22 protein-coding genes, 1 tRNA gene and 1 riboswitch are annotated in these 23,165 nt (G+C 62.7%); of the genes, 9 read left to right on the top strand and 14 right to left on the bottom strand.

Going from position 1 to position 23,165, the window contains the following annotated elements; all coding sequences use genetic code 11:
• Positions 1 to 44: 44 nt before the first annotated feature.
• Positions 45 to 118, top strand: a tRNA-Gly gene (locus EN949_RS06975).
• 2 nt (positions 119 to 120) lie between these two features.
• Here EN949_RS06975 and EN949_RS06970 read toward each other — a convergent pair.
• Positions 121 to 357, bottom strand: coding sequence for a hypothetical protein (locus tag EN949_RS06970; RefSeq protein ID WP_024503153.1), 237 nt, complete (start codon positions 355 to 357; stop codon positions 121 to 123).
• A gap of 130 nt (positions 358 to 487) precedes the next feature.
• Complete coding sequence (locus tag EN949_RS06965) at positions 488 to 1,477, bottom strand: LysR family transcriptional regulator (RefSeq protein ID WP_027161714.1); 990 nt, start codon at positions 1,475 to 1,477, stop codon at positions 488 to 490.
• A gap of 311 nt (positions 1,478 to 1,788) precedes the next feature.
• Here EN949_RS06965 and chvE point away from each other — a divergent pair, with 311 nt between their 5' ends.
• From chvE to araD1, 4 genes are all read left to right on the top strand, one after another.
• Entirely contained in the window at positions 1,789 to 2,859 is a 1,071-nt protein-coding gene (gene chvE, locus EN949_RS06960; RefSeq protein ID WP_027161715.1) for a multiple monosaccharide ABC transporter substrate-binding protein, read from the top strand.
• Positions 2,860 to 2,982: 123 nt separating this feature from the next.
• A complete protein-coding gene (mmsA, locus tag EN949_RS06955) occupies positions 2,983 to 4,515 on the top strand; it encodes a multiple monosaccharide ABC transporter ATP-binding protein (RefSeq protein ID WP_063170018.1) in 1,533 nt (510 codons plus the stop codon).
• A complete protein-coding gene (gene mmsB / locus EN949_RS06950) occupies positions 4,512 to 5,798 on the top strand; it encodes a multiple monosaccharide ABC transporter permease (protein ID WP_013533634.1) in 1,287 nt (428 codons plus the stop codon). The genes mmsA and mmsB overlap by 4 nt, the downstream gene beginning before the upstream one ends.
• 305 nt (positions 5,799 to 6,103) lie before the next feature.
• Entirely contained in the window at positions 6,104 to 7,096 is a 993-nt protein-coding gene (gene araD1 / locus EN949_RS06940) for an AraD1 family protein (protein ID WP_013533635.1), read from the top strand.
• Between the two features lie 52 nt (positions 7,097 to 7,148).
• Here the strand turns inward: araD1 and EN949_RS06935 are convergent, their stop codons facing one another.
• Positions 7,149 to 7,922: an ABC transporter substrate-binding protein gene (locus EN949_RS06935; protein ID WP_050596217.1), complete on the bottom strand. Its 774-nt coding sequence runs from the start codon at positions 7,920 to 7,922 to the stop codon at positions 7,149 to 7,151.
• Between the two features lie 100 nt (positions 7,923 to 8,022).
• Entirely contained in the window at positions 8,023 to 9,117 is a 1,095-nt protein-coding gene (locus EN949_RS06930) for a 2'-deoxycytidine 5'-triphosphate deaminase (RefSeq protein ID WP_127365488.1), read from the bottom strand.
• Between the two features lie 74 nt (positions 9,118 to 9,191).
• A riboswitch (SAM riboswitch) is annotated at positions 9,192 to 9,269 on the top strand.
• Between the two features lie 57 nt (positions 9,270 to 9,326).
• On the opposite strand from EN949_RS06930, the gene EN949_RS06925 reads away from it, so the two are divergent.
• The gene (locus tag EN949_RS06925; RefSeq protein WP_064995695.1) at positions 9,327 to 10,517 is read left to right on the top strand and encodes an O-succinylhomoserine sulfhydrylase; all 1,191 of its coding nucleotides are present in this window, start codon (positions 9,327 to 9,329) and stop codon (positions 10,515 to 10,517) included.
• Positions 10,518 to 10,524: 7 nt separating this feature from the next.
• Here EN949_RS06925 and EN949_RS06920 read toward each other — a convergent pair whose 3' ends face one another.
• Complete coding sequence (locus EN949_RS06920) at positions 10,525 to 11,676, bottom strand: ceramide glucosyltransferase (protein WP_127365489.1); 1,152 nt, start codon at positions 11,674 to 11,676, stop codon at positions 10,525 to 10,527.
• A gap of 233 nt (positions 11,677 to 11,909) precedes the next feature.
• Here EN949_RS06920 and apaG point away from each other — a divergent pair, with 233 nt between their 5' ends.
• Positions 11,910 to 12,302, top strand: coding sequence for a Co2+/Mg2+ efflux protein ApaG (gene apaG / locus EN949_RS06915; protein WP_013533640.1), 393 nt, complete (start codon positions 11,910 to 11,912; stop codon positions 12,300 to 12,302).
• Between the two features lie 47 nt (positions 12,303 to 12,349).
• Here the strand turns inward: apaG and EN949_RS06910 are convergent, their stop codons facing one another.
• The 3 genes from EN949_RS06910 to EN949_RS06900 all read right to left on the bottom strand — a co-directional run bounded on the left by EN949_RS06910 (position 12,350) and on the right by EN949_RS06900 (position 15,620).
• Positions 12,350 to 13,381, bottom strand: a complete 1,032-nt coding sequence (locus EN949_RS06910) for an Hsp33 family molecular chaperone (protein ID WP_127365490.1) — start codon at positions 13,379 to 13,381, stop codon at positions 12,350 to 12,352.
• 110 nt (positions 13,382 to 13,491) lie between these two features.
• Positions 13,492 to 14,403, bottom strand: coding sequence for an ornithine carbamoyltransferase (gene argF, locus EN949_RS06905; RefSeq protein WP_013533642.1), 912 nt, complete (start codon positions 14,401 to 14,403; stop codon positions 13,492 to 13,494).
• A 17-nt stretch (positions 14,404 to 14,420) separates the two neighbouring features.
• Positions 14,421 to 15,620, bottom strand: a complete 1,200-nt coding sequence (locus EN949_RS06900; protein WP_063170013.1) for an aspartate aminotransferase family protein — start codon at positions 15,618 to 15,620, stop codon at positions 14,421 to 14,423.
• A gap of 358 nt (positions 15,621 to 15,978) precedes the next feature.
• On the opposite strand from EN949_RS06900, the gene EN949_RS06895 reads away from it, so the two are divergent.
• Positions 15,979 to 16,497, top strand: coding sequence for a GcrA family cell cycle regulator (locus tag EN949_RS06895; protein WP_127365491.1), 519 nt, complete (start codon positions 15,979 to 15,981; stop codon positions 16,495 to 16,497).
• A 146-nt stretch (positions 16,498 to 16,643) separates the two neighbouring features.
• Here the strand turns inward: EN949_RS06895 and EN949_RS06890 are convergent, their stop codons facing one another.
• The 3 genes from EN949_RS06890 to EN949_RS06880 form a co-directional block, all read right to left on the bottom strand.
• Positions 16,644 to 17,654, bottom strand: a complete 1,011-nt coding sequence (locus EN949_RS06890; RefSeq protein WP_013533645.1) for a magnesium and cobalt transport protein CorA — start codon at positions 17,652 to 17,654, stop codon at positions 16,644 to 16,646.
• Positions 17,655 to 17,744: 90 nt separating this feature from the next.
• On the bottom strand, positions 17,745 to 18,470 hold the full coding sequence (gene phoU, locus EN949_RS06885; RefSeq protein ID WP_013533646.1) for a phosphate signaling complex protein PhoU: 726 nt from the start codon (positions 18,468 to 18,470) through the stop codon (positions 17,745 to 17,747).
• A gap of 112 nt (positions 18,471 to 18,582) precedes the next feature.
• On the bottom strand, positions 18,583 to 19,848 hold the full coding sequence (locus tag EN949_RS06880; protein ID WP_164753417.1) for an ATP-binding protein: 1,266 nt from the start codon (positions 19,846 to 19,848) through the stop codon (positions 18,583 to 18,585).
• Between the two features lie 121 nt (positions 19,849 to 19,969).
• Here EN949_RS06880 and ppk2 point away from each other — a divergent pair, with 121 nt between their 5' ends.
• Positions 19,970 to 20,878 carry a polyphosphate kinase 2 gene (gene ppk2, locus EN949_RS06875; protein WP_013533648.1) on the top strand — a complete coding sequence of 303 codons (909 nt, stop codon included), beginning with the start codon at positions 19,970 to 19,972 and terminating at the stop codon, positions 20,876 to 20,878.
• Positions 20,879 to 20,927: 49 nt separating this feature from the next.
• Here ppk2 and EN949_RS06870 read toward each other — a convergent pair whose 3' ends face one another.
• From EN949_RS06870 to EN949_RS06860, 3 genes are all read right to left on the bottom strand, one after another.
• Positions 20,928 to 21,677 (bottom strand): enoyl-CoA hydratase-related protein, encoded by a 750-nt coding sequence (locus EN949_RS06870; protein ID WP_013533649.1) that lies wholly within the window; start codon positions 21,675 to 21,677, stop codon positions 20,928 to 20,930.
• A gap of 14 nt (positions 21,678 to 21,691) precedes the next feature.
• The gene (locus tag EN949_RS06865) at positions 21,692 to 22,330 is read right to left on the bottom strand and encodes an acyl-homoserine-lactone synthase (protein ID WP_013533650.1); all 639 of its coding nucleotides are present in this window, start codon (positions 22,328 to 22,330) and stop codon (positions 21,692 to 21,694) included.
• A gap of 96 nt (positions 22,331 to 22,426) precedes the next feature.
• Entirely contained in the window at positions 22,427 to 23,158 is a 732-nt protein-coding gene (locus tag EN949_RS06860) for a LuxR family transcriptional regulator (RefSeq protein WP_024503165.1), read from the bottom strand.
• Positions 23,159 to 23,165 lie beyond the last annotated feature (7 nt).

Raw genomic sequence — 23,165 nt, 5'->3', positions numbered from 1 at the left:
TTGCGATTGCCCGAAGGCCAACCCTCATGCTAACGAGGGCGCACGCGGGTATGATGTAATGGTAGCTTGTCAGCTTCCCAAGCTGAACGCGCGGGTTCGATTCCCGCTACCCGCTCCAGCCTAAGGCGTCAGAACCATTTCAGCGCCTGCCTGTTCGTCGAACACAACCGAGCAGCCTCTCGCCAGCGCCACCGTTGCGAGGGCGTTTGCCGCCGCGTCATCCGATGAAACGAAGTCGCCGGTCAACACCCGCAATTCTTCCACGCCTTCAGCCATGGACACGAAATTGCCGACCGATCGATCGTGCTTGCAGGCCTCGATCACGCAAAGCAGGTCGATGATTTCGAAGCTGCGCATGTTCAGCCTCCAGAAGAAATCGTCCCTTGCAAGATCATGAACGCATCGGCGGGAAATAATGTTCCCAGTTCGCTTTCGCTGGCCTCGGCCTGGCGGCGCTTTCGCCGGAGAAGCTTACCTGATCCAGCCATCATCCCACTTCCCTCAGAATGAAGTCGTGCAGCATCTTGGCGGCCGGCGACAGCGCGCGATTCCTCACCGTGATCAGGCTGTAGGGCCTGACCTCGATGTCGAATTCGGTCTGGACGACGTCGATGGCGCCGGCCAGCCCGTCAGGGTTCTGGATGAATTTCGCCACCTGGACAGAGACCGGTGCGATGGCATCGGATTGCGCGACCATGACCAGGGTCAGGAGCAGCGAACTGGTGTTCAGGATACGGTCCGGCAAAGCGATGTTGCGGTTGAGGAAGTTGCTCTCCATCGCCTGGCGCAAGGGCGAGCCGCCCGACTGGAAGACCCAGTCATAGGCGGCGGTGTCTTCCAGCCGCACCACGCTGCCCCTGGTGAGCGGGTGGCCACGGCGCACGATCAGGCAGGCTTTCTCGACGCCGATGACGCGCGACTCGAACAGCCGCGGATTGAGGTCGTCCGGGATGCGCGCGATGATGAAGTCATGGCGCGTGGCGATCAGCTCGCGTGCCAGCACATTGGAGGTCTCGACCTGCATGGTGATCTCGATGCGCGGATAGATGCGGCGGATTTCACGAATTGCCGGCACCGCCAGCTCGATTGCCGGCGCGGTCACGGCACCCAGGAAAACCGAACCACCCTTGCCCGCCTTGAGCTCGGAAATCTCGCGGTCGACCTCGCGCATCTCCAGCAGGATCGAGCGCGCGCGCCTGGCCAAAGCCTTGCCGTATGGCGTCAAGGTGATGCCGCGCGGCAGCCTCTCGCACAGCTTGACCTCCAGCACCGCCTCCATCTCCGCGATCATGCGCGAGGCCGCCGGCTGCGAAATGTTCAGAACCTGGGCTGCCGCGCTGACCCGGCCATGGTCGTCGAGCGCGACGATCATGCGCATGTGACGCAGACTGAGACCGCTGCGCAGCAGGGTTTCGCCATCGCCCGGTGCTTCTCTGTAACCATCTGAAGCTGTTGTCGGATTCGCTGGCCGCGCCATCGCTTTCCCTGCCTTCTGCTCGTGTACGACCGACATCGGGGTCAGCCCGTCACGTCGCAATACATATACCAACCATGATATAGCAACCATCAAAGATCGCATTTGACAGTTATGGCAAAGACCCACACCCTCCGCGCGTTCCAAGACGTGACGGTCGCCGACGAGAAAAATCGTATCGATTGAATCAGCGTCTCGGGGCCATGGGAGGATACCGGAGATCGATATGACGGCAGCGGTGCCTTGGCGCTTCTGCACGATTGCGCGGCCCGCGACCCCCGGGGTGCCGCGTCCATCAAACAGGGAGAGTTAAAGTGAAAATCATCAAGACACTGGCCGCCGTCGCGGCCCTTGGCATCGCTGCCATGACCTACTCGGCGCACGCAGCCGACAAGGGTCTCGTCGGCGTGCTGATGCCGACCAAGACCTCGCAGCGCTGGATCAATGACGGCGATGCCGTCAAGTCCCAGCTCGAGGCTCTCGGCTACACCGTCGACCTGCAATACGCGCAGGACGACATCCCCAACCAGCTCAGCCAGCTGGAAAACGAAATCACCAAAGGCCCGAAGGCGCTGATCATCGCTTCTATCGACGGCACCACCCTGTCGGATGCTCTGCAGAAGGCCGCTGACGCGGGCGTCGTCGTCGTCGCCTATGACCGCCTGATCAAGAAGACCGCCAATGTCGACTACTACACCACCTTCGACAATTTCGGCGTCGGCGTGATCCAGGCGAATTCGCTGGTCAAGGGCCTCAAGGAACGCTTCCCGAACACCAAGCCGTGGAACGTCGAACTGTTCGGCGGCTCGCCCGACGACAACAACGCCTTCTTCTTCTACAATGGCGCCATCTCCGTCCTGCAGCCGCTGATCGACGACGGCTCGATCAAGATCAAGTCCGGCCAGACCGGCATGGACAAGGTCGGCACGCTGCGTTGGCTCGCCGCCACCGCCCAGGCACGCATGGACAATCTGCTGTCGGCCAACTATTCGGATGGCAGCCGCGTCGATGGCGTTCTTTCGCCCTATGACGGCCTGTCGCGCGGCATCACCGCCTCGCTGCGCGCCGTCGGCTACGGCACCGAGGCTCAGCCTTGGCCAATCGTGACCGGTCAGGACGCTGAGACCGCTTCGGTCAAGCTGATCATCTCGGGCGAGCAGTACTCGACCGTGTTCAAGGACACCCGCGAACTGGCCAAGGCCACCGTCGAGCTCGTCGACAAGGTGCTCTCGGGCGGCAAGCCGGACGGACTCGATGAAAAGACCTACAACAACGACGTCAAGGTCGTTCCCTCGATCCTGTTGACGCCGCATGAAGTCGACAAGTCGAACTACCAGGCGCTGGTCGTCGACTCCGGCTACATCAAGGCCGACGAACTGAAGTAATCCCGGTTACAAAGTCAGGGGGTCCTGCGCAACGCAGGGCCCCTTTTCGTTCACCAGCGAGCCCGGTATTGTCACCGACCTCGCCGGCAATATTTGCCGAGCTCTCAAGGAGCGGTAGTCCCCATGGCCCCGACGATTTTGGAGATGCGCGACATCACCAAGACGTTTCCCGGCGTGAAGGCGCTGTCGAACGTCAATCTCAGCGTCGAGGAAGGCGAGATCCACGCCGTGGTCGGCGAAAACGGCGCCGGCAAGTCGACGCTGATGAAGGTGCTGTCGGGCGTCTATCCCTCCGGCACCTATGACGGCCAGATCATCTTCCAAGGCCAGGAATGCCAGTTCAAGGGCATCCAGGACAGCGAACACAAGGGTATCGTCATCATCCACCAGGAGCTAGCGCTGGTGCCGATGCTGTCGATCGCCGAAAACATCTTCCTCGGCAACGAGCACGCGAAATTCGGCGTCATCGACTGGGACGCCAACGAGGAGCGCACCAGTGCGCTGTTGAAGAAGGTGGGCCTTAAGGAGGACCCCAAGACGCTGATCACCAATATCGGCGTCGGCAAGCAGCAGCTGGTCGAGATCGCCAAGGCGCTGAGCAAGGAGGTCAAGCTCCTGATCCTCGATGAGCCTACGGCATCGCTCAGCGAAAAGGACAGCCAGGCGCTGCTTGACCTGCTGCTCGAATTCAAGCGGCAAGGCATGACCTCGATCCTGATCTCGCACAAGCTCAACGAGATCAACCGGGTCGCCGACAAGGTGACGGTGATCCGTGACGGGCGCACCATCGAGACGCTGGCCAAGAAGGACATCTCCGAAGACCGCATCATCACCTCGATGGTCGGTCGTTCCCTCGACGACCGCTATCCGCCGCGCGAGCCTGATATCGGCGAGATCGTGTTCGAGGTGAAGAACTGGTCGGTCTATCACCCGCTCCATGCCGAGCGGCAGGTGATCAAGGGTATCGACATCAATGTGCGCGAGGGCGAAGTGGTGGGCATTGCCGGGCTGATGGGCGCCGGCCGCACCGAATTCGCCATGAGCCTGTTCGGCCGCTCCTACGGCCGCCGCATCACAGGCGAGGTGCTGCTCAAGGGCAAGCCGATCGATGTGTCCTCGGTAAGCAAGGCGGTCCAACACGGCATCGCCTACGTCACCGAGGATCGCAAGACCTACGGGCTCAACCTCATCGACCATATCAAGCACAACATCACGCTGGCCAATCTCGGCGGCGTGGCCCGCCACAGCGTGATCGACGACATGCGCGAGCTCGCCGTTGCCAACGACTATCGCAAGAAGACCAATATCCGCGCTTCCAGCGTCTATCAGTTGACCGGCAATCTTTCCGGCGGCAACCAGCAGAAGGTGGTGCTGTCGAAATGGCTGTTCGCCGACCCGGACGTGCTGATCCTCGACGAGCCGACACGCGGCATCGATGTCGGCGCCAAGTACGAAATCTACACGATCATCGCGCGACTCGCCTCGGAGGGTAAGGCGATCGTGGTCATCTCGTCGGAAATGCCGGAATTGCTCGGCATCACCGACCGCATCTACGTCATGAACGAAGGGCGCATCGTGGGCGAAATGCCCGCCGCGGAAGCAAGCCAGGAAAAAATAATGCGCGCCATCGTTCGTGGAGAAGGAAAAGCAGCATGAGCACCGAAAGCGCCCCCGCCCCGCACGGCAATGTCGCCGAAGAGCAGCGCCCACGCATCGCCGTCTCGGCGCTGGCCACGAACCTGCGCGAATACGGCCTGATCATCGCGCTGATCGTCATCATGCTGTTTTTCCAGTTCACCACGTCGGGAACGCTGTTCAAGCCGGTGAACCTGAGCAACCTGGTGCAGCAGAACTCGTTCATCATCGTGATGGCGCTGGGCATGCTGCTGGTGATCGTTTCCGGCTATATCGACCTCAGCGTCGGATCGGTCGCCGGTTTCATCGGCGCGCTGGCGGCAAACATGATGGTCATCTGGCAACTTGGACCGCTCAGCAATCCGCTGGTGGTTTCGATCATCTGCCTCGTCGTGGGCGGCCTGATCGGGGCGGCGCAAGGCTACTGGATCGCCTATCACAGAATACCGAGCTTCATCGTGACACTGGCCGGCATGCTGATCTTCCGCGGCATCTGCCAGGCGCTGCTGGGCGGCGGATCCTCGGTCGGTCCGCTTCCCGACGACTTCAAAATGCTCAGCTCGGGCTTCATCCCGGATGTCATCGGCCCGCTGACGCTGATCCCGCCGACGGTGAACGCGGCCGGCAAGACCATCATGGGCAGCGGCCTGACGCTGCACATGACGACGATCGTGCTGGGCCTGATCGCCGTGCTGGCCTATGCCTATTTCGGGGTGAGGACGCGTCGCAAGCGCGAACGCCATGGCTATGAGGCCGAGCCCTTTGCCCTGTTCGTCGTCAAGACGCTGGTCGCCAGCGCCCTGGCGCTGTTCCTGGTCTATGAGTTCGCCAGCTACAGAGGCCTGCCGGTCGTGCTGCTCGTCATGGGCGTGCTGATCTCGCTGTTCGTCTTCGTCACCAAGCGCATGACCATCGGCCGCCGTATCTACGCCATGGGCGGCAATGCCAAGGCCGCGCAGCTGTCAGGCATCAACACCGAGCGGCTGACGCTGATGGTGTTCATCAATATGGGCGTGCTGTCGGCGCTCGGCGGCCTGATCATCGCGGCGCGACTGGGACAGGCGGTGCCGGCCGCGGGCCTCGGCAGCGAGCTCGACGTCATCGCCGCCGTCTTCATCGGCGGCGCCTCGGCGATGGGCGGCGTCGGTCAGGTCATCGGCGCGGTGGTCGGCGGCTTCATCATGGGCGTGATGAACAACGGCATGTCGATCATGGGCGTCAATGTCGACTGGCAGCAGGTGGTCAAAGGCCTGGTGCTGCTCGGCGCCGTGATCTTCGACGTCTACAACAAGAACAAGGCTTGAACGGACTTAAGAGCAATTCCAGGAAAAGTGTGAAACGGTTTTCCGCCCGGAATTGCGCCAAGACAATGAGTTAGAGCGGTTCGCCGTTTCCGTGAAACGGTGAACTGCTCTGATCGAGGAAAGCAGGAGGCATACGATCGCGACGCTGCCGGCAACCCGCCGGTAACAGAAGTCCCTGAGGGACCAGGCCCGCGAGCGCAATCCGAACTGAGAATTTAAACCGTGGCATGGACGAGGTCCCGGCCGCGCTGAGCAAGGTTTGCCGTTTTGGCAGCCCTGCCAAGGCAAATGAGAGAGGATTCATCATGCTGATCTCCCAGATCCTTGACGACGCCGAGACCATCCGCGTCGTCGCCCGCAATGGCGGCAAGACCCGGATCATCAATGGCGCCCGCAGCGTCTATTCGCTGGCGATGGAGGCCGCCCGCACCGGCGTCGGCCTCGTCGCGCTGATCGAACGCAAGGGGCTTGGCGAGACGGTCGATCTCGAGGCCGCTTACAAGAAGGGGCGGCTGCTGTCGCCGATCAATCACCCCGATCCGGCGCATCTGCACCTGACCGGCACCGGGCTGACGCATCTCGGCTCCGCCGCGACGCGCGATTCCATGCACAAGAAGCTGAGCGCCGACGGCGAGGAGCAGCTCACCGATTCCATGAAGATGTTCCGCATGGGGCTGGAGGGCGGCAAGCCGGCGAAAGGCCAGATCGGCGTGCAGCCGGAATGGTTCTACAAAGGCAACGGCACGATGGCGGTGGCACCAGGCGCCGCACTCCTGTCACCGGCCTTTGCCAAGGACGCCGGCGAAGAGCCCGAGGTCGCCGGCATCTACGTCATCGGCGACGACGGCGCACCTTTCCGCGTCGGCTTCACGCTGTCGAACGAGTTTTCCGACCACGTCACCGAGCGCGTGAACTATCTGTTCCTCGCGCATTCCAAGCTGCGCAACGCCTCGTTCGGGCCGGAGATCCTGATCGGCGACCTGCCGTCCGACATCCGCGGCACCTCGCGCATCGTGCGCGACAGCGAGGTGCTGTGGGAGAAGCCGTTCCTGTCCGGCGAAGCGAACATGTCGCACACCATCGCCAATCTCGAACATCATCATTTCAAATACGCGGCCTTCCGCCAGCCGGGAGACGTGCATGTGCACATGTTCGGCACGGCGACACTGTCCTTCGCCGACGGCATCACGACCGAGGCCGGCGATGTCTTCGAGATCGAGGCCGGGGATTTCGGCCTGCCGCTGCGCAACCCGCTCGAGATCGAGCAGCCGGTGAAGGTGGCTGTGAAGGCGCTTTGAGAGCGCGCCCTGTCCTTCTCCCCTTGCGGGAGAAGGAAAAGGCGCCTCTGCCTCAATAAATATCGAAGTCGAAATACTTGGCCTGGATCTTCTTGTAGGTGCCGTCGGCAACGATCGCGTCGATGGCTGCGTTGAGCTTGTCGCGCAGGGCCGTGTCGTCCAGGCGCACGGCGATGCCGGCCTGGGTCTCGGTGCCCTTGACGTCGCCGACCAGCTTGCAGCAGCCGTCGCTTGCTTTCTTCAGCCAGTCCATCAGCACGAACTTGTCCGAGATCACGGCGTCAAGACGACCGTTGGTCAGGTCGGTGATCGCCTCTTCCTGGGTGGGATAGAGTTTGGCCTCCGCGCCCGCCTTGCCATATTCATTCTGGGCATAGTCGGCCTGCGTGGTCGAAGCCTGGGCACCGACCGTCTTGCCGGCAAGGGCCGCCGGTTCGGTCGAGGTGAGATCGGTGTCCTTCGGCGCCACCAGAGCCAGCGGTGTCGTATAATATTTGTTGGTGAAGGCGACCTGCTTCTTGCGCTCCTCGGTGATGCTCATCGAGGCGATGATGGCGTCGAACTTCTTGGCCTGCAAAGCGGGAATGATGCCGTCCCAGTCCTGGGTAACGATCTCGCATTCGACCTTCATCTGCGCGCACAGCGCATTGGCGATGTCGATGTCGAAGCCTTCGACCTTGCCGTCAGCGGTGATGGTGTTGAACGGCGGATAGGCGCCCTCGGTGCCGATCTTGATTTTCTCCGCCGCCTGCACCGACGGAGAGCCGGCCAGCATTGCCAGCATGGCAGCGCCCGCCGCCGATATGACCCATTTCGAAAATCGCATTTTCTTGGTTCCCCTTGAACGCCGCCAGCTTGACGGGCGGCAAGGCAGCCAAGCATGCCGAACCGGCACAGGCAAGTATTTTGCCTTGGGGCAATGAGGGTCAGCGCGCGGCGCGGAAATGCTTGGACAGCTTCAGGCCTTGCGCCTGGTAGTTGGAGCCGAGATCGGTACCGTAGAGCGCCTGCGGCCGCTTCAGCATATGCTCGTAGACCAGCCGGCCGACGATCTGGCCGTGGTCGAGGATGAACGGCACTTCATGGCTGCGCACTTCCAGCACCGCCCGGCTGCCGGTGCCGCCGGATGCGGAATGGCCGAAGCCCGGATCGAAGAAGCCGGCATAATGAACGCGGAATTCGCCGACCAGCGGATCGAAGGGCGTCATCTCGGCGGCGTAGAGCGGCGGCACATGCACCGCCTCCTGGCTGACGAGGATGTAGAATTCATCGGGGTCGAGCACCAGTTCGCCGGCGCCGCTCTTGTGGATCGGTTCCCAGAAGTCGACGACTTCCTGGGCCGCGCGCTTGTCGACATCGACGAGGCCGGTGTGATGCTTGCCGCGATAGCCGACCAAGCCGCTTTGATCGCCGTTGAGGTCGATCGACAGCGCGATGCCGCCGCCGGAAATGTTCGGCGGCTCGGTGGCGACCAGCATCTGCGTGCGATGCAGGTCGTGCAACTCGGCTTCGGAGAGCAGCGCATTGCCGGTGCGGAAACGGATCTGCGACAGGCGCGACCCGGTGCGGACGACGATCGGGAAGGTGCGCGGGCTGACTTCCAGAAAGAGCGGGCCATGATAGCCGGCGGCGATCTTGTCGAACTCGTGGCCGCGATCGGTCATGACGCGGGTGAAGATGTCGAGCCGCCCGGTCGAGCTCTTCGGATTGGCCGAGGCTGAAATGTCCGCCGGCAGCGCCAGGCTTTCAAGCAGGGGCACGATATAGACGCAGCCGGTCTCCAGCACCGCGCCCTCGGCCAGATTGATCTCGTGCAGCTGCAGCCGGTCGAGCTTTTCCGAGACCTTGTGATTGGGGCCGGGCAGGAAGGAGGCGCGCACCCGCCAGGCCTTGTCGCCGAGCCTGAGATCGAGGCTGGCCGGCTGGATCTGGTCGGCATCGAGCGCACGCGCCGACTTCAGCGCGCCGGACTGGAGCAGCGCCGATATGTCCTGGTCGGGAAGAATGCCTGTCTGCCGCAAGGCTCCACTCCTGCTTGGTACAAACCTCTTAATGAAGCCGGCAATTGACGCAAGCGCGGTGCGGGTCTAAAGGGTCGTTATCCCGTGGTGATTTGGCCGGTCGGCTTGCAGCCACGTTAAACAAGTCGCTAAAGGACCGTCGGGCCGCAAGGCCGTATGGACCGGTTGCGACTTTCGCGGCCGGTTTTTTTGTGTCTGGAAGAAAAGCGATGAGCACCAAGAAGCGCAACTGGAAGCCTCAGACGGCACTCGTGCACAGCGGAACGCTGCGTTCCGGTTTCGGCGAAACGTCAGAAGCGATCTATCTCACCCAAGGCTATGTCTACGAAACGGCGCAAGCCGCCGAAGCCCGTTTCAAGGGCGAAGAGCCGGGTTTCATCTATTCGCGCTACGCCAATCCGACCGTCGACATGTTCGAGAAGCGCATGTGCGCGCTGGAAGGTGCGGAAGACGCGCGCGCCACCGCGTCCGGCATGGCGGCGGTAACGGCCGCCCTTCTGTGCAGCGCCAAGGCCGGCGACCATATCGTGGCGGCACGCGCGCTGTTCGGCTCCTGCCGCTGGGTGGTCGAGACGCTGGCGCCGAGATACGGCATCGAGGCGACGCTGGTCGACGGCACCGACATCGCCAACTGGGAAAAGGCGGTCAAGCCGAACACCAAGCTGTTCTTCCTGGAAAGCCCGACCAATCCGACGCTGGAAGTGGTCGATATCGCCGCTGTCGCTTCGCTTGCCAATTCGATCGGCGCCAGGCTGATCGTCGACAATGTCTTCGCCACGCCCCTGCAGCAGAAGCCCTTGCAGCTCGGCGCCCATATCGTCGTCTATTCGGCTACCAAGCACATAGACGGCCAGGGGCGCTGTCTCGGCGGCGTCATCCTGTCGGACAAGAAGTGGATCGACGAGAACCTGCACGACTATTTCCGCCATACCGGCCCAAGCCTTTCGCCTTTCAACGCCTGGACGCTGCTGAAGGGCCTGGAAACGCTGCCGCTGCGCGTACGCCAGCAGACGGAAAGTGCCGGCCGGATCGCCGATTTTCTGGCCGAACGGCCGGAAATCGCGCGCGTCATCTATCCCGGCCGCGCCGACCATCCGCAGGCCGACATCGTCAAGAAGCAGATGTCGGGCGGCTCGACGCTGATCTGCCTGGACGTCAAGGGCGGCAAGCAGGCGGCCTTCGCCTTGCAGAACGCGCTCGACATCGTCCTGATCTCCAACAATCTCGGTGACGCCAAGAGCCTGATCACCCACCCGGCGACGACGACGCACAAAAATCTCAGCGACGAGGCGCGCGCCGAGCTCGGCATCGGGCCGGGCACGCTCAGGCTGTCGGTTGGCCTGGAGGATACCGACGACCTGCTCGAGGACATCGCGCAGGCGCTGAAGGGGGCCAGGTAGGAGGCCTTCAGGCGCCGGACGGCGTCTCTTCCAGCTCGGCCGTCTTGGTGCCGATGGTCATCGCATTGCCGCGCCAGTCGACGGCGCCGCCGAGCCAACCGCGCCCCCACATCGCCGGCAGGATCAGGTCGCGCGCCATGATCGCGGCGACCATGCGTGGCGACAGGTACCAGCCCTTGGACCAGGCCAGGGCGCACTCCGGAAGATAGAAGGCCGCCAGCACGGCAAGGGCGGTTGCCCAGAGGCTGAAGCCGGCGCTTGCCGCCGCAAGCAACGCAAGCACCAGCGGCACCACGGCGCCGGTCAGGATTTCGGGTGCGAAGAACAGCGGGAAAGTGACGCGGCGCAGGCGCGCCCAACGGGCCTGACGCGACCAGATGTCGTCAAACGAGCGCCGGCCAAGCGGCTGCTCGAAGGGGGCGGCGACGAGATTGACGCGCAGGCCGAGACTGTTCACCAGCTTGGTCGCAGCGGCATCCTCGGCGATCTCGGCGGCCAGCGCGCGAATGCCGCCATTGGCGTCGAGCATCGGCTTGTTCCAGAGCATGCTCTTGCCCTGGGCAAAGCCGAGGCCGAGCGCCTCGCCGGCATACTGCCAGCGCGCCTGCAGCGTGTTGAGGAAAGCGCATTCGACCTCGGCCCAGAAGCCGGCCGGCCGCGAGCCGATCGGCGTCGAGCAGACAAGGCCGGTGCCGGGCCGCCAGGCAGCCATCAGGTGCTGGATGTAGTCCCTCGGCATCAGCACGTTGGAATCGGCCAGGACGACCCAGTCGTGCCGCGCCGCTTCCCAGCCCTTGACGCAATTGTTGAGTTTCGGATTGGCGCTGATGCGGTCGTCGCCGACAAGCAGCCGGGCCGGCACTTTCGGAAACCGGACGATCGTCCTGTTTATCAATTTGACCACCGGATCGTCGGCATGGGCGACGCAGAAAATCAGCTCATAGCGCGGCCAGTCGAGCGAGAAGGCGCGCTCCAGCGTCTCCTGCGTGAACGGCTCGACGCCGCGCGACGGCACGACGATCGACACCGGCCGCGGCTTGCCGGCCGGCGGCGCAATGGTGCGACGCCGTCTCAGACGCGACGCGGCGAGCACGATGCTGGCGAGATTCGAGAGGATGAGGACGGTTGAAAGCGTGGCGGATATGAGAGTGAGTTGCATCGAGATCCGGTCACTCCAGGAAAACCGGTCCGCAAGACGGCCGGTTTCAACAGTTCAGCAGAGCGCCCGAGTCGCGCGTCACCAGTCCGCGCACACCATCATTGTCATATGTCACTTAAATGACATTCTTTGTCGGCACCTGCCCGCGAGGTCGGCCAGAGGAGGCTTCGATCGGTTGACCTAACCGCACGGAGCGCCGAAAGTTCCGCTGGAACCGTTTTTTGGAGCCGCTTATGTATAGCGCCGTCACGCGCAACATCGAAGTGCAGGTCAGGCCGTTCTATCTGGAGGACCGTTCGGATCCCTCTGAGAACCGCTATGTCTGGGGCTATCAGATAACGATCGACAATCAGTCGGACGATTTCGTGCAGCTTCTGTCGCGCTATTGGCACATCACCGACGGCACCGGCCGGGTCGAGGAAGTGCGCGGCCCCGGCGTGGTCGGCGACCAGCCCGAACTCAATCCCGGCGACAGCTACCAGTACACGTCCGGTTGCCCGCTCTCGACACCGTCCGGCATCATGGTCGGGCATTACACGATGCGCAACAAGCGGGGCGAGACGTTCGACATCGCCATTCCGGCGTTTTCGCTGGACTTGCCGGGGACGCGGCGGACGGTGAATTGATTTCGCCTCACCGGCCGCGGAGCGACCGGTGAGGCGTGGTTTCTACTCTACTGGGCCGCGAATTCCGCCGGGTCGAAATCATATTGCTTCGAACAGAATTCGCAGGCGACGTGGATGCCGCCGTCTTCGGTGCTGTCCTTGATCTCCTGGGCGGAAAAACCCTCGAGGATGCCGCGGATCTTGTCCCTGGAGCACGAGCACTGGTCGGCGACCGGAACGCCGCCGAAGACGCGCACGCCATGCTCGTGGAACAGCCTGTAGAGCAGCCGCTCGGCGCCGATCGTCGGGTCGATCAGTTCGGTCGGCTCGATGGTGCCGAGCAGAGCCAGCAACTCCTGCCAGGAATTGTCGACCGGATCGTGGATCTCCCCGCGCGGATCGCCATCGCCGCCCGGCAGGTCCGGGACGCGCATGCGCTCGGGCGACTGCGGCAGGAACTGCGCCAGGATACCGCCGGCGCGCCATTGCTCGCGGGCGCCGCCGGGACCGGGCGTCAAAAGCTTGGCCACCGACAGCCTGATATCCGTCGGGATCTGCTCCGACTGACGGAAATAGGTGCGTGCCGCGTCTTCCAGGGTCTCGCCATCGAGCTGGACGATACCCTGATAGCGCTGCGTATGGGCGCCCTGGTCGATGGTCAGCGCCAGCACGCCACTGCCGAGCAGCGTCTGCTGGGAGGTTTCGCCCGCCGCGACCAGCGCTTCCAGCCGGTCGGCATCGAAACGCGCATAGGCGCGCAGCGCCGAGGGCGTGGAAAAATCCGCAACCAGCATGTCGACGGGTCCGTCGGTGCGGGTCTGCAGGATGAACTTGCCCTCGAACTTCAGCGAAGTGCCGAGCAGCACGGTCAGCACACAGGCCTCCGCCAGCAGGCGGGCGACCGGCTCGGGATAATCGTGGCGGCTGAGGATGGCGTCCAGCATCGGCCCGAGTTGGACCGTGCGGCCGCGCACGTCGAGAGGGCCGACCTCGAACGGCACGACGTGATCGTCGCCGGCATAGCCGAATTCGCCGAGTTTGGGGTGATGTTCAGTCACTTGACAGGTTTCCAACATGACAAAGCTCCAGGGCGCGGCCATGCCGCCCTCCGGGGCGCATGCGTCGAAACGCGCTTGATTTGCGTGATGCGGCGCAAATAGGCATCACACGCCCGCAGATCAAGCTCCCAGGGATCAAGCGCCCAGACACTTCAAGCGCCTAGACACCAGGCAAGCACGGCCTTCTGGGCATGGAGCCGGTTCTCGGCCTCGTCGAAGACCACCGAATGCGGTCCGTCGATAACCTCGTCTGTCACTTCCTCGCCGCGATGCGCCGGCAGGCAGTGCATGAACAGCGCGTCCGGCTTGGCTCTCGCCATCAGCTTGGCATTGACCTGGTAGGGCGAGAACACATTGTGGCCGCGGGCGCGATGCTCCTGGCCCATCGACACCCAGCAATCGGTGACGATGCAGTCGGCCTGATCGACGGCTTCCTCGGGCGAGCGGGTGAAGTGCAGCTTGCCGCCATGCGCCTGCGACCAATCGATATGCTTCTGCGCCGGCTCGCTGCCTTCGGGAACGGCGACGTTGAGGTTGAAGCGGAACCGGGCCGAGGCCTCGAGCAGGGAATGCAGCACATTGTTGCCGTCGCCGGTCCAGGCGATGGTCTTGCCGGCTACCGGACCGCGATGTTCCTCGAAGGTCATGATATCGGCCATCAGCTGGCAGGGATGGGTATCGTCGGTCAGTCCGTTGATCACCGGCACGGTGGCGTTCTCGGTCAATTCCAGCAGCCGCTCATGCGAGGTGGTGCGGATCATGATCGCATCGACATAGCGCGACAGCACCTTGGCGGTGTCGGCGATGGTCTCGGAACGGCCGAGCTGCATCTCGGTGCCGGTCAGCATGATGGTCTCGCCGCCGAGCTGCCGCATGCCGACGTCGAAGGAGACGCGCGTGCGCGTCGACGGCTTGTCGAAGATCATCGCCAGCACCTTGCCTTCGAGCGGTTTGGTGCGCTCGCCGGCCTTGAGCCGCGCCTTTCGCACCACCGCGTCGTCCAGCATCAAGCGCAGGTCGCCTTCGGAAACGGTGGAAAGATCGGTGAAATGGCGAACTGACATCAGCAATGATTCCGGGATTACTTCGCCGCGGCGGAAGCGATCGCCTCCGCCAGGCCCTTGGCGCCGGCGCGGATGCGGTTGAGCGCGTCATGGATCTCGGCGTCGGTGACGGTGAGCGGCGGCAACAGGCGAATGACGTTGTCGCCGGCCGGAACCGTCAACAGGTGCTGGTCGCGCAAGGCCATGTTCACCTTGGTGTTGGGCATGGCGCATTTGAGGCCGAGCATCAGCCCGGCACCCCTGATGTCCTCGATGATTTCGGGAAACTCGTCGGCGACCGACGCCAGACCCTGCTTCATCAGCAGCGCCTTGCGCTGGACATCTTCGAGGAAGCCGTCTTCCAGCACGACATCGAGCACGGCGTTGCCGACCGCCATGGCAAGCGGGTTGCCGCCGAACGTGGTGCCATGCACGCCGGCGGTCATGCCGACCGCCGCTTCATCCGTGGCAAGGCAGGCGCCCATCGGGAAGCCGCCGCCGATACCCTTGGCAATCGCCATGATGTCGGGCGTTACACCCGACCATTCATGTGCGAACAGCTTGCCGGTGCGGCCGATGCCGCACTGGACCTCGTCGTAGATCAACAGCAGGCCGTGCTGCTCGCACAATTGCCTGAGCCGCTTCAGCGACTGCGTCGGCACCGGGCGGATACCGCCCTCGCCCTGCACCGGCTCGATCAGGATCGCGGCCGTCTCCGGCGTGATCGCCTTTTCGGCGGCGTCAATGTCGTCGAAGCCGACCTGGTCGAAACCTTCGACCTTGGGGCCGAAGCCCTCGAGATACTTGTACTGGCCGCCAGCCGCGATGGTCGCCAGCGTGCGGCCATGGAAGGCGCCTTCGAAGGTGATGATGCGGAAGCGCTCGGGATGGCCTTTGACGAAATGGTAGCGCCGCGCCGTCTTGATCGCGCATTCCAGCGCCTCGGCGCCGGAATTGGTGAAGAACACCTTGTCGGCGAAGGTGGCGTCGGCCAGCCGTTCGCCAAGCCGGCTCTGCCCGGGGATCTCGTAGAGGTTGGAGACATGCCACAGCTTGGCTGCCTGCTCGGTGAGTGCGGCGACCAGGTGCGGGTGGCTGTGGCCCAGCGAATTGACGGCGATGCCGCCGGCGAAATCGAGATATCGCTCGCCCTTGTCGGTAATCAGCCATGTGCCTTCCCCGTGGTCGAAGGCCAGGGGTGCGCGAGCAAAGGTCTCGTAAAGCGCCGAACCGCTCATTATATGCGTCTCCGGTACCGGAAAATCAAAAAAGCCGCCAAAGCGGCGGCCTGTGCGGCTTATCCTGTTTTTCGGCCATGAAGTCAACGAAAACGTCGCGTAGTGGCGCGCGGCAAGCCCCCCGACGGGACGCCGGCTCATAAGCGACCGGGCAAGTTGGGGAAAACCGAAAAAACCGATTCGTGTTGCACTTGGGACTCTTGTCACCGAGTCAGCGCATAGAGTAGTTGTAGTCGAGAAATAACTAGATTTCGTGCGGCGGACCTAATCACCAGATATATGTGGTGTCTGCCCTGGCAAATGTTGCCGGGTCGGGAGAAGGATTCCGATTGCCGCACGCTTAGAGGAGCGCGGTCTCATGAACTGGACTGACGAGCGGGTAGAACTCTTGAGAAAACTGTGGTCGGAGGGTCTGAGCGCAAGCCAGATTGCTGCGCAGCTTGGAGGGGTCAGCCGCAATGCGGTCATCGGGAAGGTGCATCGGCTGAAACTGTCGGGCCGCGGTCGCTCGACCGCCACGCCGGCACGCCAGAAGAAGGCAGCGCAAGGATCGACCGTCCAGAAATCGGTATCACGCGCCGTAACCACGGCACGCCATGTCACGACATCGGTCGGCGCCACTGCTTTGCAGACGCAGTTCGACGCCGAACCCGTGGCACGCCATTACATCCGCCCGGTCGAAAATGTCGTGCTGCCGATCTCGCGGCATCTGCAGCTGGTCGAGCTGACCGAGCGGACCTGCAAATGGCCGAACGGCGATCCGCTTTCAGAGGACTTCCATTTCTGCGGCAACGATGCCGCCGAAACCGGTCCCTACTGCAAGTACCACGCCCGCGTGGCATTCCAGCCGGCATCGGAGCGGCGGCGGAGCAGGTAGATAAGGGAATAGGGGAGTAAGGCAGTAGGGCAGTATGTGCGCGGAAAGTCGCGCTCACGAAATGCCACCCTACTGCCCTACTGCCCTACTGCCCTACTGCCCTACTGCCCTACTGCCCTACTGCCCTACTGCCCTACTGCCCTACTTCACAACCAGCCATTCTTCCTGAACCGCCAATACAGAAACGCGCAGATCAGCGCGATCGTGGCCAGAACCACCGGATAGCCGTATTCCATCTTCAGTTCCGGCATGTCGCTGAAGTTCATGCCGTAAATGCCGGCGAGCGCCGTCGGCACCGCCAGGATTGCGGCCCAGGAGGCGAGCTTCTTGGTGTTGGCCGTTTCCTGACTCTGGCCGACCAGCAAGCTCGCCTCGAAAGCAAATGCCAGCACCTCGCGCAGGCTGTCGATCTTCTCCTGAACGGTGCGGATGTGATCGGTGACGTCGCGGAACAGCGGATGCATGGCGGTGTGGATCTGCGGCAGCTCGGCGCTGGTCAGCCTTCGGCAGACTTCGACCAGCGGAAGCGCGGCATTGCGCAGGCGCAGGAGATCGCGGCGCAGCATATAGAGCCGCTCTATGTCGGGAGCGGTCATCGGCTTCAGCAGAACCTTGTCCTCGATCGCCTCGACCTCGTCCTCGATCTGCTCGAGCACCGGCATGTAATTGTCGACGATGAAATCGAGGATGGCATAGAGGACGAAATCCTCGCCCTTGGCCAGCGAGTGCGGGCAGCTTTCCCAGTGCTGACGAACGGCGGCATAGGACGTCGAGGGACCGTGCCTGACGCTGACTATGTAGCCTGAGCCGACGAACAAATGGGTCTCGCCGAAGGTGACCCGGCCCTCGATCAGCTGCGCGGTGCGGGCGACGATGAACAAGGCGTCGCCATATTGCTCGATCTTCGGCCGCTGGTGCGGGTGCTCGGCATCCTCGATCGCCAGCTCATGCAGGTGAAACTGCGCCTGGACGCGCAGCAACAGGTTACGGTCGGGCTCCAACAGGCCGATCCAGACGACGTGACCGGATTTTTTTGCCCATTCGCCGGCTTCCTCGATGGGAATGTCGGCGATGCGGCGCCCCGCGGTGTAAACGCCGCAAGCGATAATGCCGGATATCGGCGCAGGCGCCGGGGTCAGGTTCCGAACATTTTCCATCACGACCTCCCGGAGCAAATCCACGGACGAGGATAGAGGCAAAGCCCGGAAAGCTTATCGTAAATCGGGTGACGGTTCGAGAGGCGGCGTTCACTTCACCGGCTGCGTCTCGGAAAGGCTGATTTTGTCGGTCTTGTCGCCCTTGGGCCGCTCAGCCGGCAACTGATCACCGGTGACGATGTAGTAGATGGTCTCGGCTATGTTGGTGGCGTGATCACCGATACGCTCGATGTTCTTGGCGCAAAACAGCAGATGCGTGCAGGGCGTGATGTTGCGCGGATCTTCCATCATGTAGGTCAGCAATTCGCGAAACAGCGATGTGTACATGGCGTCGATCTGGTCGTCACGATCGCGCACGAAGCCGATTTTCTCCACCGAACGGGACGCGTAGACGTCGAGCACTTCCTTGAGCTGGGTCAATGCCAGGTTGGACAGAGCCTCGAGGCCGCGGAACAGGCTGGTCGGCTGGCGTCCGTCGGTGACGGCGACCACCCGCTTGGCAACGTTCTTGGCGAGATCGCCAACCCGTTCGAGGTCGGCGGAGATGCGGATGGTCCCGACGATCTCGCGCAAATCCGCCGCCATCGGCTGACGCTTGGCAATGATGATGATCGCCTTGTCGTCGATTTCGCGCTGGCCCTCGTCCAGTACGGTATCGTCGCGGATGACCTTCTGGGCAAGGCCCGGGTCGGCATTGACGAGAGCGGTGACCGCCTGTTCGACCATGCGCTCGGCATGGCCACCCATCGCGGCGATGCGCTTCGACAGATATTTCAACTCCTCGTCATAAGCGCTGACGATGTGCACGGACTGCATGGCAAATGCCTTCCCACGGGGTGTTTTGATTTTGAGTCGTTTCCTCGAATCCCCGCTGATACGCTAGCCGGATGACAGAAAAAAGAAACAGTGCCCTTGAATTAGGGCGATATCAGTGCGCCGGCAAATGAACCGAGAATGCCGCGCCGTTGCCGACTTCGGACTTGATCGAAAGCCGGGCGTTGTGGCGCGTCAGGATATGCTTGACGATCGACAGGCCGAGGCCGGTGCCTTTCTGGGTCCGGCTGGTCTCGACATCGACGCGGTAGAAGCGCTCGGTAATGCGCGGAATGTGCTCCTCGGGAATGCCAGGGCCAAAGTCCCTGATCGTGACGTCGATGCCCGGCTCTGATCCGGCCTCGCTATGCGCTATGGATACAACCACGCGCCCACCCGACTGCCCATATTTGCAGGCGTTTTCCAGGAGGTTCTCGAAAACCTGGAAAAGCTCATCGCGATCGCCAGGCACATGAAGCGGTCCATCGGCGTAGCGCCGCTCGATGGCAACGGCGTTTTCGCTGGCCAGCGGTCCGAGCGAGTCGATGACGCTGTCGACGGTCTGACGCAGGTCCACCTCGGTTCCCGGCTTCAGATAGGGTTTCATCTCGAGCCGCGACAGCGACAACAAATCGTCGATCAGACGCGCCATGCGGCCGGTCTGGCTCTGCATGATCTGCAGAAACTGGTCGCGCGCCGCCGCGTCGTTGCGGGCTGGTCCGCGCAGCGTTTCGATAAAGCCGGCGATGGAAGCAAGCGGGGTGCGCAGTTCGTGGCTGGCATTGGCGATGAAGTCGGCGCGCATGCGGTCGATCCTGCGCGTTTCGCTCTGGTCCTTGAACACCAGCACATAGAGATCGGTGGCATGACCGACCGAGGACACGCTCACCCGGTAAGCCCGTTCGACCGGCAGCTTCTCCATGTAGTCGACGACATCGGAGGCGACATCGCCCGATAGCACGCCATCCAGCAGAGCCTGCATTTCCGGCGCCCGGAATTTCAGCGACAGCGACATGCCTGGCGCGATGCCGCCGAAAGCGGCGAAGGCGGCGGCGTTGGCATGGACGATGGTGGCAGCCCGGTCGAAGATGATGAGCGGATCGGCGACGGCGGCGGCCAGATATTCACCCGAGAGCCGCTGCAGGCCGATGGCCTCGATGGCAGCGCCGCTGCCGGTGGATTGGCGCGCGCCGCCGGCCGGCAGTATTGCCGCTGCAAATAGCAACAGCAGCGCCGCGAGGACGATATAGGCTGAAATCCCGGCCAAGGCATAAACGGCGACGACCGCGACGACGCCGGCCGCAAGCAGCCAGCGGCTGTTCCACAGCCGTGCGGCCATGGTTTGCGCGATGCCTCTCTGCTCTGTGTCCAGGTCAGCCATCTGCCCGCGGGCCCGCACCCCATGCCTTCGCACCCGGTCCACGGTGGCGGAAAAACTTCCACTAGACCGTTCCGGAGGCTCCCCATAGCATGAGTCCCGAAGCTGGAAAGGGTTCGTCTCGATGAAAAAAGCCAAGGAAAGTCCCGCCGCGCCAACTTCGGGGCCGCTGAAGATCAGGATCGGCGGCAAGGAGCGGGAGTTCGATATCGAAAACCCCGTGCTTCCCGACTGGGTCGAGGACAACAAGCTGACTGCCGGCGGCTATCCCTACGACAAGAAGATGAAAAGCGATGAGTATGACGAAACGCTCGAGAAGCTGCAGATCGAGTTGGTCAAGGCGCAGGCCTGGCTGCAGTCGACCGGCAAACGGGTGATGGCGCTGTTCGAGGGCCGCGACGCCGCCGGCAAGGGCGGCACGATCTTCGTGGTGCGCCAGTACCTCAATCCGCGCACCGCACGCAACGTGGCGCTGACCAAACCGACCCCGACCGAACTGGGGCAATGGTACTACCAGCGCTATGTCGACCATTTCCCGACTTCAGGCGAATTCGTCACCTTCGACCGCTCCTGGTACAATCGCGCCGGCGTCGAGCCGGTGATGGGTTTCTGCACGCCGCAGCAGCACGAGCAGTTTCTCGACGAGACGCCGCATTTCGAGCGGATGATCTCCAACGAGGGGATTCACTTCTTCAAATTCTGGCTGAACATCGGCCGGGAAACGCAGCTCGAGCGCTTCCACGACCGCCGCTACAGCCCGCTGAAGAGCTGGAAGTTTTCGCCCATCGACGTTGCAGGCATCACCAAGTGGGACGACTACACCAAGGTGCGCGACACAATGTTCGAGCGCACCCACAAGGAATTCGCGCCGTGGATCATCGTACGGGCCAATGACAAACGGCGCGCGCGGCTGGCGGTCATGCGGCGCATCCTGTCGTCTCTGCCCTATGAGGGGCGCGATCTCGAAATCATCGGCAAGGAAGACAAGAAGATCATCGGCGAAGGGCCGTCATTCCTGGGAAAACAGGATTGACGCTTTTTTGCGTCGCGCGGCAAGGAACCGCGCGACGCAATCATGATGCTTAAGCCGCCAGCCTGGCGATACGCTGCAATCGCCGCAGCGTCGTATCATCCTGCAGCGCCTGCTGGAAAAGCGAGATCTCCTGATCGATGCGGTCGCAGAGGGCCTCGGTGTTCCCCTTCAGCAGGCCGCGCGTCTGCAGCAGGGCGGCGACCGGCTTCTTGACGAGCTGTCTTGCCCGACCAAGGGCCGCCTCCTCGACGGTGCCTCCCGGCACGATCTCCGCGACCAGGCCGAGCGCCCTGGCATCTTCGGCGCGAAGCGTGTCGCCGAGGCAGAAGAAGCGGAAGGCACCGGCGTAGCCGAGCTTCTGCGGCGCCAGGATGCTGGTCGCCGCATCCGGCACCAGGCCGAAATCGACGAACGGCACCCTGAACGTGCTCTCATCGGACGCGATCACCATGTCGCAATGGAACAGGATGGTGCAGCCGACACCGACGGCATCGCCATCGACGCAGGCAAGGATGGGCTTTGGAAACGTCGCCAGCGTGCGGAACAGGTCGGTGACGGCGGCGATCAGTTTCTGGTGCTTGGTGGCGTCGAGGAATTCGGAGAAGTCGCCGCCCAGACAGAAACAGCCTGCCAGGCCGCGCAAGACGACGACGCGAACCTCCTCATTGTCGGCTGCTTCATGGAAGGTCCTTGCCAGGCTTTCATAGGCCCTCCTGTCCAGCACCGGCCGGCCGTCACTCGACGACACGGTGACCACCAGCGTGTGGTTGCGAAGTTCAGGTTGCGGATGTGTGCTCATGACTGTCTCCGATCTCATGACGCACGCCTTTGCCCGAGCATGTCGGGATATCCCCTGGCCAGCACGGGAGCAAAATGATTGCGGCGCGACCGCACCACATCGAGTGTGTGCTCGTTGAAGGTCAGCAAGGTGGCGACCACCTGCTGGTTGCCATAGGTGCGCTGATAGCCAAGCGGGGTCGCCAGGAAATGCAGTTGCAAGGCGCGCAGCACCCACATCGGCTCGAACTCGATGATCACCTTGTCGACGCCGCGCTTCAGCCCCCACTCGACGAAACCGGCAATCAGTTCGGTGCCGACGGTCGAAACGCCGCGACGACCATCGCGAAAACCGGGAGCCACCGCATAGCGGGTCAATTCCCAGATGTTTGGACCCGACGGCGGCGTTCCTTCGGAAAGATCGGTCAAGACCTCGGTCAGCAGATGTGGCCGCGTCGTCGGCAACATCCTCTGATAACCCGCCACTTCACCGCCCCTGATGACGATCTGATGGACCGCCTCGTCGTGATCGAACTGGTCGAGTTCGAGCCCATCGGGGCGCCTGAGGTCATCCCACCCCATCTCCTCGACGAATATCTTGTAGCGCAAACGATGGACGGCCTCCCAAAGGTCGGGACGTTCCATCAATTCCTGGGTTGTAAGGGAAAAAAGCATTCCGCCGTCTCCTGCGTTCAGAGGAAGATACGGCCGTGCTTTGATGAGAAAATTGCGTGATCGCGTAGGCAAGGATTTCAGGTCGGCACGGCCGACCTAACTAATGTAGCCGCGCCGTATCGCTTCCGCGACGGCCTGCACCCTGTTGACGGCACCTAGTTTGCTTTTGGCGTTAAGAAGATGTTTCTCCGAGGTGTGTTCGGAAATGCCGAGGATTTGCGAAATCTCCCATTCGGACTTGCCGACGGCGGCCCATTGCAGGCATTCGCGCTCGCGCGGCGTCAGCACGATATGATCGATGGTCTTGTTCGCCATGGTGTGGAGTTGCATGGCGCGGCCAACCGCGTAGGTCGAGACCAGCGACACCTGGCCGAATTCGGCGGCGGACAATTCCACGGCCTCGCCGCCCAGCGACACCATGACGATCTGGCCGTCGAGCGTGATCAGCGGAAAGGCCAACCCATCGCGCAGTTTGAAGGCGCCGGCATCGCCCATCACCTCGCCGCTGCTCTTGTCTATGCGGATGCCTTGGGACGCTTCGTGCCACTGGAAGGGCGCCTGCAACTGTTTCATATGGCTGACGACCGGGTCATGATCGACATAGTTGCGCGCGACATAGCGCTCCAGCCACTCGCCAGGCCAATCGCAGAGAAGCACATGCTGCTTTTGCTGGCCGGCCGGCGTGCCTGGCTGCGGGACGGTTCCCGCCATCAGTGCGGTGAGACCGAAATCCGATGTTATGCCCAGCAGCCTTTCGCAGACCGCCGCCGCCGTTGCGGCGTGCTGCAGTTGGTCTATGTATTCCAGCGTGCGATCGAACTGACCCATCGCAACA

The organism is Mesorhizobium sp. M7A.F.Ca.US.007.01.2.1 (assembly GCF_003998165.1).
GTDB classification, from domain to species: Bacteria; Pseudomonadota; Alphaproteobacteria; order Rhizobiales; family Rhizobiaceae; genus Mesorhizobium; species Mesorhizobium ciceri.
The sequence above is the reverse complement of the archived record's forward strand: the minus strand, read 5'-3'. Positions and strand labels throughout refer to the sequence as shown.

What these genes read in the sequence shown, in the direction of transcription:
- EN949_RS06970 (WP_024503153.1), bottom strand. Translation starts at nt 357, where the DNA reads ATGCGCAGCTTCGAAATCATCGACCTGCTTTGCGTGATCGAGGCCTGC.
- EN949_RS06965 (WP_027161714.1), bottom strand. Translation starts at nt 1,477, where the DNA reads ATGGCGCGGCCAGCGAATCCGACAACAGCTTCAGATGGTTACAGAGAA.
- mmsA (WP_063170018.1), top strand. Translation starts at nt 2,983, where the DNA reads ATGGCCCCGACGATTTTGGAGATGCGCGACATCACCAAGACGTTTCCC.
- mmsB (WP_013533634.1), top strand. Translation starts at nt 4,512, where the DNA reads ATGAGCACCGAAAGCGCCCCCGCCCCGCACGGCAATGTCGCCGAAGAG.
- araD1 (WP_013533635.1), top strand. Translation starts at nt 6,104, where the DNA reads ATGCTGATCTCCCAGATCCTTGACGACGCCGAGACCATCCGCGTCGTC.
- EN949_RS06935 (WP_050596217.1), bottom strand. Translation starts at nt 7,922, where the DNA reads ATGCGATTTTCGAAATGGGTCATATCGGCGGCGGGCGCTGCCATGCTG.
- EN949_RS06925 (WP_064995695.1), top strand. Translation starts at nt 9,327, where the DNA reads ATGAGCACCAAGAAGCGCAACTGGAAGCCTCAGACGGCACTCGTGCAC.
- EN949_RS06920 (WP_127365489.1), bottom strand. Translation starts at nt 11,676, where the DNA reads ATGCAACTCACTCTCATATCCGCCACGCTTTCAACCGTCCTCATCCTC.
- apaG (WP_013533640.1), top strand. Translation starts at nt 11,910, where the DNA reads ATGTATAGCGCCGTCACGCGCAACATCGAAGTGCAGGTCAGGCCGTTC.
- EN949_RS06910 (WP_127365490.1), bottom strand. Translation starts at nt 13,381, where the DNA reads ATGGCCGCGCCCTGGAGCTTTGTCATGTTGGAAACCTGTCAAGTGACT.
- argF (WP_013533642.1), bottom strand. Translation starts at nt 14,403, where the DNA reads ATGTCAGTTCGCCATTTCACCGATCTTTCCACCGTTTCCGAAGGCGAC.
- EN949_RS06900 (WP_063170013.1), bottom strand. Translation starts at nt 15,620, where the DNA reads ATGAGCGGTTCGGCGCTTTACGAGACCTTTGCTCGCGCACCCCTGGCC.
- EN949_RS06895 (WP_127365491.1), top strand. Translation starts at nt 15,979, where the DNA reads ATGAACTGGACTGACGAGCGGGTAGAACTCTTGAGAAAACTGTGGTCG.
- EN949_RS06890 (WP_013533645.1), bottom strand. Translation starts at nt 17,654, where the DNA reads ATGGAAAATGTTCGGAACCTGACCCCGGCGCCTGCGCCGATATCCGGC.
- phoU (WP_013533646.1), bottom strand. Translation starts at nt 18,470, where the DNA reads ATGCAGTCCGTGCACATCGTCAGCGCTTATGACGAGGAGTTGAAATAT.
- EN949_RS06880 (WP_164753417.1), bottom strand. Translation starts at nt 19,848, where the DNA reads ATGGCTGACCTGGACACAGAGCAGAGAGGCATCGCGCAAACCATGGCC.
- ppk2 (WP_013533648.1), top strand. Translation starts at nt 19,970, where the DNA reads ATGAAAAAAGCCAAGGAAAGTCCCGCCGCGCCAACTTCGGGGCCGCTG.
- EN949_RS06870 (WP_013533649.1), bottom strand. Translation starts at nt 21,677, where the DNA reads ATGAGCACACATCCGCAACCTGAACTTCGCAACCACACGCTGGTGGTC.
- EN949_RS06865 (WP_013533650.1), bottom strand. Translation starts at nt 22,330, where the DNA reads ATGCTTTTTTCCCTTACAACCCAGGAATTGATGGAACGTCCCGACCTT.
- EN949_RS06860 (WP_024503165.1), bottom strand. Translation starts at nt 23,158, where the DNA reads ATGGGTCAGTTCGATCGCACGCTGGAATACATAGACCAACTGCAGCAC.